Here is a 15,086-nt window from a genome sequence, read left to right on the forward strand (position 1 = left end):
AAACGCCCGTGCTTGAACGTATTGCCAACTTGAAAATTTGGATGCGCCTGGTGGGTGCCATTGGCGCCATCCTGGTTTTCGCCTGGGCGGTCACCGTGGTGTGGACGGTGCGGGAGGAGGCGGCTCTGGCCCGAAGCCAGGCCCGGGCGCTGGCCATGAGCGTGAATCAGCTCACCATGGCCAACCTGCTGTTCATGAAGGTGACCAAGACCATCAAGAAGCGGTCCATTTATTACGATCAGGTGCGGCAGTCGGAGGCAGTCAAGGATCTGCGGGTGATTCGGGGCGAGAAGGTTATCCACGAAATGGGTGACGGCGACGAGACCGCCATGAACCCGGATGATGTCGAGCAGCGGGCCTTGACCGAGGGCAAACCGATTTTCGAGGAAACCACGGACCCGAATTACGGTCATGTGATGCGGGTCGTATTTCCGGCCATTGCATCGAAGAACTACCTGGGCAAGGACTGCCTGGAGTGCCATGAGGAGGTCAAGGAAGGGGACATCATGGGTGCCGTATCCATGAAGATATCCCTGACATCCATGGACGAAATCATCCGGGCCGCCATGGGCAAGCTGGTGGCGGCTGCCGTGGTTCTGTCCGCGGCCATGCTGGCCTTCATCTATGTTTTCGTCCGGCGCGTGGTGACACGCCCCATGAACGCCATGGCTTCCGGCTTGAAGGACATTGCCCAGGGCGAAGGGGATCTCACCCGGCGCCTGCCGGTCAAGGGACGGGACGAGATCGGCATGGCGTCCGAGTCCTTCAATGCCATGATGGAAAAGCTGCGCTCCCTGATCATCAGCGTCCACGGTACGGTGGAGAAGGTCGTGGCCTCTTCCCGGGATCTGGGGGAGATGAGCCATCAGGTCGCCCGGAGTTCCCAGTCCCAGACCGACAAGTCCCAGGGGGCCGCCCAGGCCCTGGAACAGATATCCCAGAGCATCGCCAGCGTGGCCGGGGCCACCGGCGAGGTGGATGGGCTGGCTCGCGTCAGCCAGGAGCGGACCAGCGCCGGCATGGCCACCCTGACCGACTTCAAGCACAGCGTTGCCCAACTGGAGTCTGCCGTGTCCCAGATTGCCGCCACGGTGGAAAGCTTCGTGCACAAGACAGCGACCATTTCCACCATGACCCAGGAGGTCAAGGACATCGCCGACCAGACCAATCTCCTGGCGCTGAACGCCGCCATCGAGGCGGCCCGGGCCGGTGAGCATGGCCGGGGCTTTGCCGTGGTGGCCGACGAGGTACGCAAGTTGGCCGAGAAATCAGCCAGATCGGCCAATGAAATCGACGGCATCACTCATTCCCTCAATCAAGAATCCGATCAGGTCAGTCAGGCCATTGGCCGTGGGCAGAAGGCCCTGGCCGGCAGTCACGATGGTTTGCTCGAACTGGCTGGCATCCTGGAGGAAGTGACTGCTTCAGTGGATCAGGTGGCCCAGGGCATGAGCGGCATTCGCGGCGCCACCGAGGAGCAGCGACTCGGTTCGGCCCATGCGACCGATATGGTGTCCGGCATCGCTGATCTGGCGGAGGAAAACGATCGGATGGTGGATTCCATGAATGATTCCGTCAGGAATCTGACCCAATTGGCCCAGGCGCTGGACGTGGAATTGCAGCGTTTCAAGGTATGACGGGCTCACCCCTGCCACGAGTCTGCGCATAGTTGAAATCCATGTCGCTGTTTCAGGAAAACAAGGAGCGCCGTAGCCGTCAGGAACCCCTGGTCAAGGTCTGGGACCGGGTGGTGAGGTTGGGCCACTGGTTGCTGGTGATCAGCTTTTTTGTCATCTATCTGCGCAGTCGCAAGTTTCCCATTCATGCCTACGCCGGCTATCTGATGACCCTGCTGCTGCTGCTGCGCATTGTCTGGGGCTTTTTCGGCTCGAAGGCAGCCCGCTTCCGCAGCTTCCTGTTCGGCCCCCGGGAAATGATCGCCTATACCCGGGATACCCTGAGCGGGCATGCTCGCTACTACGCCAGCCACAATCCCCTGGGAGCGGCCATGGTGTTCACCTTGCTGCCCCTGTTACTGGCCAATTGCCTGATCGGTCTCCTGATCTACAGTTCGGGCCAGCAACTGGGGCCGTTCGGCTCCCTGGTCCCTTCTGACTGGGAGGATGTGTTGATACCGGTTCACCATGTGCTCGGGGACGGCCTGGCGGTTTTGGCGCTGGTTCATATCATTGGCACCCTGTGGGCCGGCTGGCTGCACCGGGAGAATTACATTCTGGCCATGATGACCGGCCTGAAGCGGGTGCCGCGGGACTCCCATGAGGCACTGGCCGGAAACCCCGTAGCCACGCCCTGGCAACCCTGGCGCCGGAAGGCATTCACCTTCCTGGACCACGACCATCCCTTCTGGGGATCCCTGGCCCTGCTGGCGGTGATCCTCCTGTTGCTGATTTATCCGGTCATCGACTTTCTGACCTGGCTTAATCGCTATCTCGTGGCCTATTGAGCTCGAAGTGGATGAAAGGCCCGGTTGATGTAGGCCAGGATCGCCTCGACGTCCCTTTTCTTCAGCACGGATTTCCAGGCCGGCATGGAACTGCCGGGTAGCCCTTCCCGGATGGAACGGGTCAGATGCTCCCGGTCGACATTGGCCATGAAGGCTGGATCCTGCAGATTGCGTGGATGGGGTTCGAGAAACTGGCCGATCCAGTTCTTGCCGGTGCCGTCGGCTCCATGACAGAAGGCGCAGTTGGCCTGGAATAGGCTCTCCCCCCGTTTTTCCTGAGCGGTCATCCCGGAAATCTTGGGCGGGAGGTCGTGCAGGGCATAGGGACTGGCGCTGGCCATGGCGTCCAGCTTTGGCGGAGGGGCGGCCAGGGAAAAATTGTTGCGCGGATAGGAGAGAGGCCGGGCGTCCCAGGCCACGTCTTCCGGCGTGGGAGCACCCCGGTCATGGCAGCTTACGCAACTGGACAGATACAGGCGCTTGCCCTCGGCCTGGGCCGGGGTCAGAGTTTCCCAGGGTTGGGAAAGGGAAATCTGCTTCAGGGCGAAAGGATAGGCGGCCGCGTATCGTTCATGCTTGTCCCAGCCATTTTCGGGAGTGTGGTAGCGGGTGTTCCCGGCCTTGCGGAGAATGAACTCGTCCATCACAAAGCGGGCGACCGCGTCCATTTCCTCCGGACTCAGCACATTGGCAAAGGACTTCATGGCCGTCCCCGGCCGTCCCTGGCGCAGGGTGGAGAGTATTGAATCTTTGTTGATTCGCTCGGGACTGGCGGCCTGGAAATCGGCGGGTGGTGGGCTCAGGTAGGTTGCGGCCAGGGTTTTCGCATCGCCGGAATAGCCGTGGCAGAAATAGCAGCGGAAATTGTAGATGGCTCGACCCTGAGCCAGAGAATTCTCTGTTGCACTACTGCTCAGGGCGGCGAGGAGAGCAATCCCCCCCGCCACCCCGTGGAACCACTTCAACGTTTACCTCCTGCCGCCTTGGTGCCGGGCCGAATAAAGCGCTGGAAGACGAATTCACTGACATCGGCGATTTCCTGCTCGGTCAATACCTTGCTCCATGCAGGCATTTCGGTGCCCAGTCGTCCCTCAGCCACCGCCAGGAACACGGCCGGGCGGTTGAAGTTGGCGCGGAAGGCCAGGTCGAGGAAATTTCTAGGTTTCGGATTGATGAAATAGGCCCGGGGTCCTTTGCCATCGCCCTTGGCGCCGTGGCAGGTGGCGCAGGTGGTCATGTAGAGTTTTCCGCCCTTGGCCGGGTCACCTTTCAGTCCATTTACGAAGGTCTGGGCCATTCCGTTTTCCGCTTCTCCGCTACGGCCTCTGGAGTGGGCGCTTGTACCGGAAATATCACCGGCCTCCGGCATCATCAGGCCAGTACGGATGTAGTCCACTACTGCTTCGATATCCTTGGTCGGGAGCCGCTTGGCGAAGGGCGCCATGGCGGTATTGGGGCGACCGTTGGTCACCGAATAGATCATCCTTTCCCGGGTCAGTTCTGCCCTGGCCTGGGGGGTGGCGAAGTTGCGCGGGGGTACCAAGCCTACTGAAGACATCGCGCCCTGGCCCTTGTCTCCATGACATACCATGCAGTTATGAATGTACACCGCTTGCCCTTGCTGTAGTCGGGGGTCCAGGACCACTCGCATGAAGGTGCTGCGGATGTAATCCACAACTGCCTCGATTTCCTTTTGGGTCAACTGGGTCTGCCAGCCGGTCATGGCAGTACTCGGCTTGCCGTGAGTCACGATCGTGATCATGGTTTGGCGCCCCAGTTCCCCAGCTTTGGTGAAGTCGCGCGGTGGCGGCACCAGACTGCCTTTGGCCCGGCTGTTGCCGTCACCCTTGTCGCCGTGACAGACAGAACAATAGTTGTGATACAGAATCTCTGGCTTGATGGGGCCGCCCTTCAGAGGCCGCTGACCGGCCCAGGTGGCGGAACTCGCCATTAATACGAACACGAGAACGCACCGGGTCATGAGGCTGCCCCATACGCTCCCGCGGGACGTGAAAGTCATCCACTGCATAGTTTTTCCTCTTGGCAATTACGGCCGACCGATGCAAAAAGAGCGCCATGTTCCCATATTTTGCTGTGTAAGACATGGCTTGAGTCTTGCGTGTCGCTGATAGAGCCGGGCGTGAATGAGGTTTTATGTTCGGCGCTTTCCTCTCTGACTGCTTCATCTTTGGATCATGAAAGGCATATTGCCCACCGCTGTGGTCGCGCTGATGATTGCTGGACTTCCCATAGCTGCCCGATCCGCTCCGGCAAGCCAGGATGAAGGAAGGGATGTCTACGCGCAAAATTGTGCAATGTGCCATAGTACCGGCGTCGGAGGCGCCCCGAAGGTTGGGAGTTTCGATGACTGGCGGCCGCGCCTAGCCAGCGGTCCCTCAGGCCTGCTGGTTTCCGTGCTGAGGGGTAAGGGGGGCATGCCGCCAAAAGGGGGGAATGCTTCCCTGTCGAAAACGGATGCTCATGCGGCCCTGGAGTACATGTTGTCCCTGGCGAAATAAAGTGTTGCGGGATTCACGGTAAAGGTGTCCGGCCCCTCGCCGGTACTTGATGGGTAATTTTCTGTAGGGGAAGCGGCTGCATGCAGCCCGGGACTTCATGGATTTGCGGCGGCGGTACTTAGTGGCTATCGGGGTGTTACTTGGAGCATGGAGCGGCCTGACTCCCATGGGCCAGGCTGATATCCGAACCACTCCCCATGGCAAGATTGCCGGGGAAGCCGTCAAGGATACCAAGGAAATTTGCGTGTTCTGCCACACGCCGGCCATCAGCACCCAGGCAACCGCCGTAGCCGCACCACGATGGCAAAAGTCCTTGGGAGACGGTTACGTCTTTGTGATGTACGACGATATCGGACGCTTGCAATACGGAGACAAGCCGGCGGTGGGTTCCCAGTCCCTGGCCTGCCTCTCCTGTCATGATGCGACCCAGGCATATTCGGTTACCAGCAATTTTTTGATGGATCATCCGTATGGAGTGCCTTATCGGGGCTATCTGCGTGAACACAAAAACGTGGAAAAGACTCTCAAAGTTGGGACCGATGATGACGAGGGTTCAGTGAAGGCGAAACACATCAAGTCATCGGACGATTTTCGCCGCCCCTCCAATGGCATCGTGGATAATCGTACCGTGTGGTGGGTGTCCCGTTCGGAGGGTAGCATGGTCCGGCAACGGGGCGATCTGCCGCTGTACGTTCGTAAGGGTGAAGGCAGTGACGAGGGCGTGCCCTACATGGAGTGCAGCAGTTGTCACGATCCTCATAGTGCCAACGGCCAGTTCTTGAGGATCACCAATACCGGTAGCAGGCTTTGCCTGACTTGCCATGACAAGTAGGAGGGAGTGTCAATGATGTTGATCAATAACCACCAGGGAGTGGTTGTACGTGTTCTGATCGTGCTGTGGGGTTTGCTGGGGCTTACGGCCTGCGCCCCTGTGCAGCAGGCAACCAAGTCCGGGGATGCTCGGCCCCTAGTCTATCCTGCCCCACCCGACGAGCCGCGCTATGCTTTCGAGCGGATCATAATGAGTAGCGCCGATGTTGTGAGCCAAAAAGAGGATGCGGCCCTCAAGCGGCTCTTGACGGGGTCCGCAGAAGCGGGAGAGGGGATGAGCAAGCCCTATGCGATTGCTGTGCATAAGGGGCGGGTGTTCGTTTCTGACTCCGCCGACCGGTTAGTCAAGGTTTTTGATTTCCCCGGCAAGCGTTTCTACAAAATTGGCGACGATGAGAACGGGTCGCTGATGAAGCCCCTGGGCCTGGATGTGGATCAGTCGGGTACGGTCTATGTGGCCGACGCGACGGCCAAGGCCATCATGGTGTATTCCGAGGAAGGGAAGTTCTTAAGGAAAATCGGTGGACCCAAGGTCTTCGATCGCCTTTCCAGCGTGAGTGTCGACGGTACTGGAGTCCGCCTCTATGTGGTCGATATTGGGGGTGTTTCGTCGGAACACCACCGGGTGAGGGTCTTTGATGCCCAGAATGGCGATCACCTTTTCGATATCGGCAAGCGCGGCAGTGGCCCGGGTGAGTTCAATCTGCCTCGTGATCTGGCCATTGGCAAGGAGGGGCGGCTATATGTGACTGATGGCGGAAATTTCCGGGTTTCAGTGTTCGATGCCCAGGGCAAGTTCCTGAAGAACTTCGGATCAGTTGGCAAGCAGCCAGGCAACTTTGCCCGTCCCAAGGAAATTGCTACCGACAACGATGGAAATGTCCTTGTGGCTGATACGGCGTTCGGCAATTTCCAGATATTCAGCCCTGAGGGAGAACTTCTCATGTTCATCGGTGATCGGTCCGAGAAGGGAGGGCCGGCCCAGTACATGCTGCCTTCCGGTATCACGGTGGATGAGGATGGTCGTATCTACATGGTTGATCAATGGTTTAAGAAAATCGATGTTTTCCGCCCCTATGGTTTGAAGGAGGATGAGGGATTTTTGGGGCTTAAGTCGAAAATAGGAGTGGCCCCTTGAGTATTTGTTCCCATCAATGAGAATTCCTTATCCGGGAATTGAGAAGCAAAAAGGGGGCGTCGGGTATGACACTCTCCGATAGGCGGTAAAACGTGACTATTGTCACGATTGGAGGGGAGGGGGCTCTTCAAGGTAATGGATATGGGCACCGTCACTGGAATTTGTTACATGGCATGGGGTTTGCGTAGGCTTGGGTGCGAGTGTTGGGTTTCTGCGGCATTCCTAAAATCCTGACGAATGGGGAATATCATGAGCAAACAAAAAAGCACACTGACCGGTCACCTGGCGAAATTTTTCGCGGTGTCTGTGGTCGTGATTGGTGCGGTGGGGGTAAGCCATCAGGCTATCGCTGGTATCTCCACCACCAAGCACAATCTTGGTACGGGTGGGACCGGGACAAACCATGTAACGGCGGGCACGGATGAAATTTGCGTGTTCTGTCATACGCCTCACGCTTCGAATACTGCAGTGAGTGCCCCTTTGTGGAACAAGAAGGCGTCTGGCGCGACTTACACGACCTATAGCACCGCGAATTCCTCGACTATTGATGGTGCGGTGGCAAGCGTGGGCTCCATCTCCCTGGCCTGTCTGTCCTGCCATGATGGTACCCAGGCCATGGACAACATCGTGAATGCCCCCGGTTCCGGTGGCTATGACGCCACGGGTGGCGGTGCGAATGGCCTGGGTTACACTTGGACCGGTGCCAGGGTGGACGCCAACGGCAAGCTTACTGGGATCGCGAATCTGGGCTCCGATCTGAGCAACGACCATCCCATTGGTATTCGTTATTGCGGTGGTGGTCAGGATTCATCTTCACCCACTGGTGCTTGTACGGATACCGACTTCACTGCACCGCAGAACGCGACCATCAATAGTGCCAAGGTCTGGTGGGTGGATACTTCTGGTGGGTCGGCTGGAACGCGTGAGAAAACCGACATGATTCTCTACACCCGTGCCGGTGCCGATTTCAGCATCGCCAACGCAGCGCCTTCCGTCGAGTGCGGTAGCTGCCATGACCCACACTCGAACAACACGACCTTCCTGCGTATCGCGAATAGCGGAAGTGCTGTGTGTCTGGCCTGTCATACCAAGTAGTCCAGTGATTGGAATAGACTGCGCCCTCCAACGGGGCGCAGTTTTTAAGTGGGCCTGGCGGCGAACGTCCGGCCCATTTTCTTTTGGTGAAAGGAAATCGTATGGTGAACAACTTCAAGCAGACGATGAGCGCAATTTCTTACAGGGCCTGCCTGTGGCTGGCGGCGCTTGGTCTGGCGGGCAACCTTCCGTGCCACGCCGCCGAGGAGGGCGCGGCTCAAAGGGCCAGCGATGCGTCGCTAGCCGTGGTGGCAGCCAAGCCTGTGGCTGCAGAACCGAAAATCTACGCCACGGTCAATGGAAAGGCCATCACCGTGCGCGAATATGAATCCGCCTTTGCTTCGGCCCTGCGGCAGAAGTTCTATCACGGTCAGATTCCTGAAGGCCAACTGCCTGCCGTTCGTGAAGAGGTGAAGACCCGTCTGGTGCAGCGTGTCCTGTTATTGGAGGAAGCCAAGCGGCGGGGCATAGAGGGTGCCGACAAGAGCGTGGACGATGCCATCGCCGGTTACGACGAACGCTATGCCTCCAGTGCCACCTGGCAACAAAGTCGCGAGCGTATGTTGCCGGGGCTCCGTGCCCAACTCGTGGAACAGAATGCCCTGAAGCTTGTCGAATCGGCCGTCAAGGCGGTTCCAGAACCCTCCGATCGAGAGGTTCGAGCCTACTACGAGGGACACAAGGAGCTATTTACCGAGCCGGAAAAGACGCGCCTTTCCGTCATTCTTCTGGGCGTTGATCCGTCCTCTCCCAAGGAAAAATGGCAGTCAGCGCGAGAAGAGGCAAAAGCGCTTCACGAGCGCCTGTTGAAAGGGGCTGACTTCCAGGAGGCGGCACGCATGCATTCCAGTGGTAAAGAAGCGGAGCAGGGCGGGGACCTTGGCTATTTGCACCGAGGCATGTTGCCCGAGGCCTTGCAACAGCGTATCGATAAATTCGAAATCGGTGCGGTTGCCGAACCCGTGGATGTGCTGGAGGGGGTGGCGATCTTTCGCCTAGAGGAGCGTGTTCCCGCCCGCTTGCGCGAATTCAAGGATGTCATCCTGCGTGCGCGTGAATTGACGCTACGGGATCGCCAGAGCACGGCGTGGACAATGTTTCTGGATGGGTTGGTTGCCAAGGCTGATGTCCGCATGGTCTACCAACACGCAGTTGAGCAGAAAGGACCGGAGCGTCCCTAGCGCCTAATGCCTCCCGCGCTCCTACCGGAAATTTTGGGCCATGATGCCTCTCTCTCCGCGAACAAATGCCGCCGCTCCGGTCTTGGAGCGGCGGGTTTGCTGGGAGGATTTTTCGTTGGGGGATTGATCCTCCCTGTTGTTGTGCTGGGCGCGTCTGCTGCCTCTCTTGCGCCAGAAGTCGGACTTCGACTCAGTGTCGCGCTAGTTTCCCGCACGCCAAAGAAATCATCAGCGAAGCTACGGTTCCGCGAAAGGGATGCACCACCCCTTCGATTGGCGCTCACTTATCGATTGACAGAGACTCCTCGGGTACAAAATCTTGACGTGCGGGAGCCGGAGCTTCGTCTCAGCGCTATTCTCGGCCTAGACAAACCGAAAAAACGCGCCCCGGGCCGTGGTGGTCAGGATGATCTTCCCACCATACGCTTGGCCATGGAGTATCGGCTGGACGAACGCCGTAGTTCCTACGCAGGCGTTACGGTGCTGGCGCCTTCGAGGCCCCTGCCGCCCGCATCCCCTCGGCAGGGCAACAATGCGCCCGCCAATGGCCCCCCCGGTGTGCCTGTTATTGCGAGTGTTGCCAACATTGTTCCGCCGCAGCGGAGGCAGCCACCGACTGATGGACGGCCTGATTCATTTGCAGCCAACACGGATCGAACATCCGGCGATAACGCTCAAGGGGGTGGCTTGATCTCGGGCTGGGAGATTCCGCCCATCCGTTGGGGCGGGGCGCATTCCTATGGCTATACCACTACCCGATCCGGCGATGGCGCTCGCTCTACTGGGCAGTCCCTGATGACTACGGTGAGCGTATCCAGTTTCATCTACCAACCCTGGTATGCCTTGGTAAGCGGTAGTCTGGGAATCGCTAGGAATGTTCAGGCTTCCACTGCCCCCGGCACCGACGGGATCAGTGGTACGGATAATCGGTCGGTGGGGACTTCGGTGACGGGCGGTGGTGTGCTGCAAATGTTTCCCGCGAGCCGCTTCCCCTTTGTGGCGACCCTGGACCGATCGGATAGCACCACTGCCGGTGGCGAGGTTCAGAGCGGTAATGTGTCCACTCGCCTGGGGTTGCGCCAGAGCTATCGTCCGGTGGAGGGCACCTATAACCTGTCCGGAGGCTTTGATCACAGCACAGTCGTATCGATACCCCAAGGCGGGGATACAGTAAACGCCTTTTCTGGAACCTATTCTTCGAGCCGTGAAGGAGAGGGGCTCAATGTGGATGGCCGTGTTTCCCAGAGTGAGCAACAGACGGGCAACAGTTCACAGTTGATCAATCTGTCGGCCCGGCGCAACTTCATTATTGGGGATACCGTGCGGTTGGATGCGAACTCCTATTACAACGACAATACCCTCAACTATGGTTCCGACTCCGGACCCAATTCGGTCCATGGGCGTTTCCTGCAACTGGGCGCCACCGGCACCTGGCGTCCTCAGGATGAAGATGGTGAGGACCTGCCCCTGTCGGTCAATGGCACCCTGATGATGTTCGACTCACAAACCCAATTGGGCTCGACTACGGTTCAGTCCCGTAGTTTGATGGGCAACGCATCGACCTATTACACCTACAGTCCCCATCTCACCTTTACCGGTGGCGGCGGTTTCGTTCAGCAAAGTACCAGTGGTACCAGTGTGCTGATCACCACCATGAATGGTGGTGCGAGCTACACAGGGAGCCCTCTTACTTTTGGGAAGTTTTCTTATTTTTGGGGGGGTGGGGCAAACCTGAACTATCAGGGGGGAGGTGCTAACGGGGCCAATCATGCTCAGAGTGGTAGTTTCAATCACTCCTTGTCCCGGGGCCTCCCCCTTTGGGAGGGGCACAATCTGTTCTTGACCGCTGCCCAGACGGCATCGCTGAATCAGGATCAGCGCCGGGGCAGCACACAAAACCTTTCCCACTCGGCGGGAGGGACCTGGTCCATGCAACTGGGGGAGCGGGCGAGCGGCAACGTCAACCTGAACCTCACTGATTCGGTCAGTCAGGGTGCTACGGAAAGTCATTCCAGATTTCTTAACCTGTCGTTGATGGGTAATGCTCAAGCCAGCCACCAATCGGCGCTTTCGGCCAACCTGGGGTTTATGTGGTCCACGACTGAGCAGGGGCCTGGGCGCCAGTCGGAATCGTCAGGGGCTGAGGTGATGGATAAAGCGCCGGTTGTGACCAAGAACTTCAACACTACGGGCTCGGCTACCTACCGGCATAACCGGGCCTTTGGTATTTCCGGCCTGCGCTATGGCCTGACCTTCACGGCCAGTGGTTCCAAACAGGAGCAGGCGCGGCTGCTTGGCGATACGAGCGCCAGGCCGGATAATTCGACTCGCTCTCTCGAGAATCGCTTTGATTACCGTATCGGATTGCTGACGCTAAGGACGACGGGGACCATCAACAATTCGGGTGGCAGAAAAAATGCTTTACTGTTCTTTCAGGCGATTCGGCAGTTCGGTGGTTATTAGGTAATCACGGCTGAAAAATACCAAGTACCAAGCCTGTCCGTTTTTACAAAATCTAGGAAGTCTAAGGAAGTGCAATGATCAAATTCATGACCAGGAAGGGTGGACTCCTCTGGGGGTTAATCCTTGCGCTCTTTGTCGCGATGTTGGTGGATCTGCCCGAGGCGCGGGCGGAGTACGGCGACGTGGTGATCAACAATTACTCTGACGGCGCTGGCATGCGGCCGGCGATTTTCCCCCACTGGTTTCACCGGATGCGTTTCCGCTGCAAGGTCTGCCATGCCGACCTCGGTTTCAAGTTCAAGGCCGGCGGCAACGAGATCAACATGGTCAAGATCATCGATGGTCAATTCTGTGGCGCCTGCCATAACGGCGAAATCGCCTGGTCGGTGGAAAACTGCAACCTGTGCCATTCAGGCAAGCCGGGCACCCCGACCCAGGTGCACGAAAGCACGATCCAGAAGTTGGTGCAGCCGACTGGCGCACCTCAGAAGAAATAAGGTGCATCCATGAATAAGCTACGCACAATGATGTTGCTGCTGGCCGGCCTTGTCGGCGTGAGCTCGGCCTGGGCTGCCCAGAGCGGCAAGGAAGTTTTTGGCAAGGTTTGCGGGGTTTGCCACAACACTGGCGTTGCCGGCGCCCCTCGCTACGGCAATGCCGGGGATTGGTCGCCTCGTGTCGCCAAGGGTACTGCAGCCCTCTACAAGAGTGCCCTGGCTGGTACGCCCAAGGGCATGCCGCCCAAAGGGGGCAACATGACCCTGACCGATGGCGAAGTGAAGGCCACCGTGGATTACATGCTGGCATCCATCAAGGACGCCGCCAAGCCTGATGCTGCGAAAGCGGCACCAGCCGCTGCGGTCGAACAGAAACCCTTGGCCCCTGTGGCGGCGCCTGCTGCTCCTGTCGCCACTGCGGGATCACCCGTTGCACCAGCAGTCTCCACGGCCGAGGTCAATGCCTTCAATCGGCTACTGAAGCCCGCCAGCAAGCGTAATCTGCCTCCTCCCGAGGACGGCATCCATGACCCGGCCAATGATGGCACCCATGCTCTGCAACCGCCCCTGGCCGCTTTTGGTACCCTGCCCAAGAGCTTTGCGGGCAATCGTGTCAATTGGGTCGAGGCCCTGTCCAGCAACAAGATCAATCCCCGCTACGATCGGCTGGATCCCAATGCGGTGCCGGTGGTCATGGATCTGAACATCGTGCGTGAGGTCAAGGGCTCCATGCCTGATGTGGTTTATCCCCACAAACAGCACACCGAATGGCTGGATTGTTCCAACTGCCACCCGGCGATCTTCGTACCCCAGAAGGGCGCCAACTCCATCAGCATGGCGGCGATCCTGTTGGGGCAGAAATGCGGTGTTTGTCATGGCAAGGTTGCCTTTCCTGTCTCCGAGTGTCGTATCTGCCACTCCAAGAAAAAGCCCATGCCCGTCGCTGCGCAGGCTGCGCCCAACTAATGTATCGATGCTCCTCCCTGTTGTTGGCGGGGAGGGCTAAGGAAAAGGAAATCATGAAACAAATCGGAATGGCCTCTCTCCTGATGGTCTTGAGCGTGGGGGCTGTGGCCCAGGTTGTGGCGTCCCCGGTCCCGGAGAGTGCGGCATCGCGTCTTGCCGCGAGCGGTACGATGGATAAGGAGCAAATGGCAGCCCGGATGGCCTCCGTGGAGAAATTGCTGACCACCTCGTCGGCGGCGAAGCAGATCGAGGCTAGTGGAGACCAGGGCGCTCTGGCCAAACGTGATCAGGCCCTGGGCGTATTCCATACCGCCAAGTCCGCCTTCGACGCAGGAGACATCGCCAAGGCCGCTGCGGTGCTGCCCCAGGCTACGGTACTGATGTTTGAAGCGGCCCGTCTGGCGGCTCCTGCGGATGTGTTGAGCAAAAAGCAGGAAGCCGATTTCAACGCCCGGCACGAGAGCGTCAAGGCGCTGCTGGATGCTTACAAGCGGGTCGCCAAGGAGAAGTCGGCGGTAAAGGGTGTCAGTGAAACCGTCTCGTCGGTGGAAAAGTCCGTTGCTGCGGGCGAGAAACTGGCAGCCGCCCAGAAGTACACCGAAGGCCGAGCTGAATTGGACAAGGCTTACCTAGTGGCCAAGGCAGCCATCAGTTCCCTGCGCAGCGGTGACACCCTGGTGCGTTCCCTCAATTTCGCCTCTAAGGAAGAGGAATATCACTACGAGATTGATCGCAACGAAACGCACCTGATGCTGGTCAAAGTGCTGGTAGAGGAAAAGCAGGTGACCAATCCGGCGCTGAATGAGCAGGTACGCTCCTTCCTTGCAAAATCCAAGGAATTGCGTGATGCTGCGGAGGCGGCGGCTGGCCGCAAGGAATACGAGAAAGCCATCAAGTTGATGGAAGATTCCACTCTGGAGTTGGTGCGCGCCATTCGCAATGCGGGAATCTATATACCGGGCTAAATCAATCAATCTCTTACGGACGGCGGCGGCGGTCTTCTGGTCCGTCGCCGCCGTTTGCGTTTGGGCTGGGGACTGGCTGCCCTTGGCCAAGGATGGGGTTCATGACCCCAAATCGCCCGCCGTGAAGCTGTTGCAGCAGCCTCGTGATGCCTTGTCGGTGCTTACCCCGGACACGGCGGGCAATCAGGTGCGCTGGGTGGAGTCCCTGGAAAAAGGTGAAATCAAGCCCCGGTCCAGATTGCGCAAGGAAACCCAGGTGCGCACCCTGGACCAGGACATCCTGCTCGACATCAAGGGCAGCATGCCGATCGTCCGTTTCCCCCACAAGGCACACACGGAATGGCTGGACTGTTCCAACTGTCACGAATATCCATTCAAATCCCTGATCGGCGGCACCAAGATTTCCATGTTCAGCATTCTCCAGGGGGAGCAGTGCGGCGTCTGCCATGGTGCCGTTTCCTTTCCCCTGACGGAATGCCTCCGCTGCCATAGTGTGCCTCGCCCAAAATCCGAGCAGACGGCGCCACCGAATCTTGATCCTTCCTACCACCTACCCAGGAAGGAGGGGCCTTGATGGTGCGGCTCCTGACTCTGATGTTTTGCGGCCTGTGCCTGCTGGTCGCAGTTCCTGAGGTCCGGGCGGAATACGCCGATGTAGTGCTCAATCGCAACGCGGAAAAGGAGGGCATGCGTCCGGTGGTCTTTCCTCACTGGTTCCACCGCATTCGCTTCCGCTGCAAGGTCTGCCACGCCGAACTCGGCTTCAAGATGCGGGTCGGATCCAATCTTGTCACCATGGCGGACATCGTCGATGGCAAGTTCTGCGGCGCCTGCCACAACAACGATATCGCCTGGGGTCCCGATCGTTGTGATCTTTGCCATTCCGGCAAGAAGGGCTTGCCTCCGGGAATATACGGAGGTCACGAAACCTCCGGACCGGGACGTTGGTAGCGTGCCGGCGTGCCAT

15 protein-coding genes are annotated in these 15,086 nt (G+C 58.6%); 13 read left to right on the top strand and 2 right to left on the bottom strand.

From position 1 onward, the window contains the following. Window positions 1-8: 8 nt before the first annotated feature. Both DENOEST_RS02545 and DENOEST_RS02550 read left to right on the top strand, forming a co-directional pair. The gene (locus tag DENOEST_RS02545) at window positions 9-1,637 is read left to right on the top strand and encodes a methyl-accepting chemotaxis protein (RefSeq protein ID WP_145770620.1); all 1,629 of its coding nucleotides are present in this window, start codon (window positions 9-11) and stop codon (window positions 1,635-1,637) included. Between the two features lie 41 nt (window positions 1,638-1,678). After that, entirely contained in the window at window positions 1,679-2,464 is a 786-nt protein-coding gene (locus DENOEST_RS02550; RefSeq protein ID WP_145770621.1) for a cytochrome b/b6 domain-containing protein, read from the top strand. On the opposite strand, the gene DENOEST_RS02555 is transcribed toward DENOEST_RS02550, so the two are convergent. Together DENOEST_RS02555 and DENOEST_RS02560 are read right to left on the bottom strand one after the other, a co-directional pair. After that, window positions 2,458-3,429, bottom strand: coding sequence for a c-type cytochrome (locus DENOEST_RS02555; protein WP_145770622.1), 972 nt, complete (start codon window positions 3,427-3,429; stop codon window positions 2,458-2,460). The genes DENOEST_RS02550 and DENOEST_RS02555 overlap by 7 nt on opposite strands. After that, entirely contained in the window at window positions 3,426-4,415 is a 990-nt protein-coding gene (locus DENOEST_RS02560; protein WP_170228188.1) for a cytochrome c, read from the bottom strand. The genes DENOEST_RS02555 and DENOEST_RS02560 overlap by 4 nt, the downstream gene beginning before the upstream one ends. Before the next feature lie 280 nt (window positions 4,416-4,695). On the opposite strand from DENOEST_RS02560, the gene DENOEST_RS20600 reads away from it, so the two are divergent. From DENOEST_RS20600 to DENOEST_RS02615, 11 genes are all read left to right on the top strand, one after another. Then, complete coding sequence (locus tag DENOEST_RS20600; protein ID WP_145770646.1) at window positions 4,696-4,983, top strand: c-type cytochrome; 288 nt, start codon at window positions 4,696-4,698, stop codon at window positions 4,981-4,983. A 166-nt stretch (window positions 4,984-5,149) separates the two neighbouring features. Then, a complete protein-coding gene (locus DENOEST_RS02570; protein WP_197970491.1) occupies window positions 5,150-5,815 on the top strand; it encodes a cytochrome c3 family protein in 666 nt (221 codons plus the stop codon). A 12-nt stretch (window positions 5,816-5,827) separates the two neighbouring features. Further along, the gene (locus DENOEST_RS02575) at window positions 5,828-6,952 is read left to right on the top strand and encodes a 6-bladed beta-propeller (protein WP_145770625.1); all 1,125 of its coding nucleotides are present in this window, start codon (window positions 5,828-5,830) and stop codon (window positions 6,950-6,952) included. Window positions 6,953-7,201: 249 nt separating this feature from the next. Beyond that, entirely contained in the window at window positions 7,202-8,047 is an 846-nt protein-coding gene (locus tag DENOEST_RS02580) for a cytochrome c3 family protein (protein WP_145770626.1), read from the top strand. Window positions 8,048-8,148: 101 nt separating this feature from the next. Next, a complete protein-coding gene (locus tag DENOEST_RS02585; protein WP_145770627.1) occupies window positions 8,149-9,228 on the top strand; it encodes a peptidylprolyl isomerase in 1,080 nt (359 codons plus the stop codon). Between the two features lie 795 nt (window positions 9,229-10,023). Then, window positions 10,024-11,691 (top strand): hypothetical protein, encoded by a 1,668-nt coding sequence (locus DENOEST_RS02590; protein ID WP_145770628.1) that lies wholly within the window; start codon window positions 10,024-10,026, stop codon window positions 11,689-11,691. Between the two features lie 74 nt (window positions 11,692-11,765). Then, entirely contained in the window at window positions 11,766-12,188 is a 423-nt protein-coding gene (locus tag DENOEST_RS02595; protein WP_197970492.1) for a c(7)-type cytochrome triheme domain-containing protein, read from the top strand. Window positions 12,189-12,197: 9 nt separating this feature from the next. Continuing rightward, window positions 12,198-13,154: a c(7)-type cytochrome triheme domain-containing protein gene (locus DENOEST_RS02600; protein WP_145770629.1), complete on the top strand. Its 957-nt coding sequence runs from the start codon at window positions 12,198-12,200 to the stop codon at window positions 13,152-13,154. Window positions 13,155-13,207: 53 nt separating this feature from the next. After that, entirely contained in the window at window positions 13,208-14,119 is a 912-nt protein-coding gene (locus tag DENOEST_RS02605) for a hypothetical protein (protein ID WP_145770630.1), read from the top strand. A 121-nt stretch (window positions 14,120-14,240) separates the two neighbouring features. Then, window positions 14,241-14,693, top strand: a complete 453-nt coding sequence (locus DENOEST_RS02610; RefSeq protein ID WP_197970493.1) for a c(7)-type cytochrome triheme domain-containing protein — start codon at window positions 14,241-14,243, stop codon at window positions 14,691-14,693. Next, on the top strand, window positions 14,693-15,070 hold the full coding sequence (locus DENOEST_RS02615; RefSeq protein WP_170228189.1) for a c(7)-type cytochrome triheme domain-containing protein: 378 nt from the start codon (window positions 14,693-14,695) through the stop codon (window positions 15,068-15,070). Before DENOEST_RS02610 ends, DENOEST_RS02615 begins: the two co-directional genes overlap by 1 nt. The last annotated feature ends 16 nt before the right edge of the window (window positions 15,071-15,086 follow it).

Origin of the sequence: Denitratisoma oestradiolicum (genome assembly GCF_902813185.1) — a bacterium.
GTDB lineage: Bacteria > Pseudomonadota > Gammaproteobacteria > Burkholderiales > Rhodocyclaceae > Denitratisoma > Denitratisoma oestradiolicum.

What these genes read in the sequence shown, in the direction of transcription:
- DENOEST_RS02550 (WP_145770621.1), top strand. Translation starts at nt 1,679, where the DNA reads ATGTCGCTGTTTCAGGAAAACAAGGAGCGCCGTAGCCGTCAGGAACCC.
- DENOEST_RS02560 (WP_170228188.1), bottom strand. Translation starts at nt 4,415, where the DNA reads ATGGCGAGTTCCGCCACCTGGGCCGGTCAGCGGCCTCTGAAGGGCGGC.
- DENOEST_RS20600 (WP_145770646.1), top strand. Translation starts at nt 4,696, where the DNA reads ATGATTGCTGGACTTCCCATAGCTGCCCGATCCGCTCCGGCAAGCCAG.
- DENOEST_RS02570 (WP_197970491.1), top strand. Translation starts at nt 5,150, where the DNA reads ATGGGCCAGGCTGATATCCGAACCACTCCCCATGGCAAGATTGCCGGG.
- DENOEST_RS02575 (WP_145770625.1), top strand. Translation starts at nt 5,828, where the DNA reads ATGATGTTGATCAATAACCACCAGGGAGTGGTTGTACGTGTTCTGATC.
- DENOEST_RS02580 (WP_145770626.1), top strand. Translation starts at nt 7,202, where the DNA reads ATGAGCAAACAAAAAAGCACACTGACCGGTCACCTGGCGAAATTTTTC.
- DENOEST_RS02585 (WP_145770627.1), top strand. Translation starts at nt 8,149, where the DNA reads ATGGTGAACAACTTCAAGCAGACGATGAGCGCAATTTCTTACAGGGCC.
- DENOEST_RS02590 (WP_145770628.1), top strand. Translation starts at nt 10,024, where the DNA reads ATGACTACGGTGAGCGTATCCAGTTTCATCTACCAACCCTGGTATGCC.
- DENOEST_RS02595 (WP_197970492.1), top strand. Translation starts at nt 11,766, where the DNA reads ATGATCAAATTCATGACCAGGAAGGGTGGACTCCTCTGGGGGTTAATC.
- DENOEST_RS02600 (WP_145770629.1), top strand. Translation starts at nt 12,198, where the DNA reads ATGAATAAGCTACGCACAATGATGTTGCTGCTGGCCGGCCTTGTCGGC.
- DENOEST_RS02605 (WP_145770630.1), top strand. Translation starts at nt 13,208, where the DNA reads ATGAAACAAATCGGAATGGCCTCTCTCCTGATGGTCTTGAGCGTGGGG.
- DENOEST_RS02615 (WP_170228189.1), top strand. Translation starts at nt 14,693, where the DNA reads ATGGTGCGGCTCCTGACTCTGATGTTTTGCGGCCTGTGCCTGCTGGTC.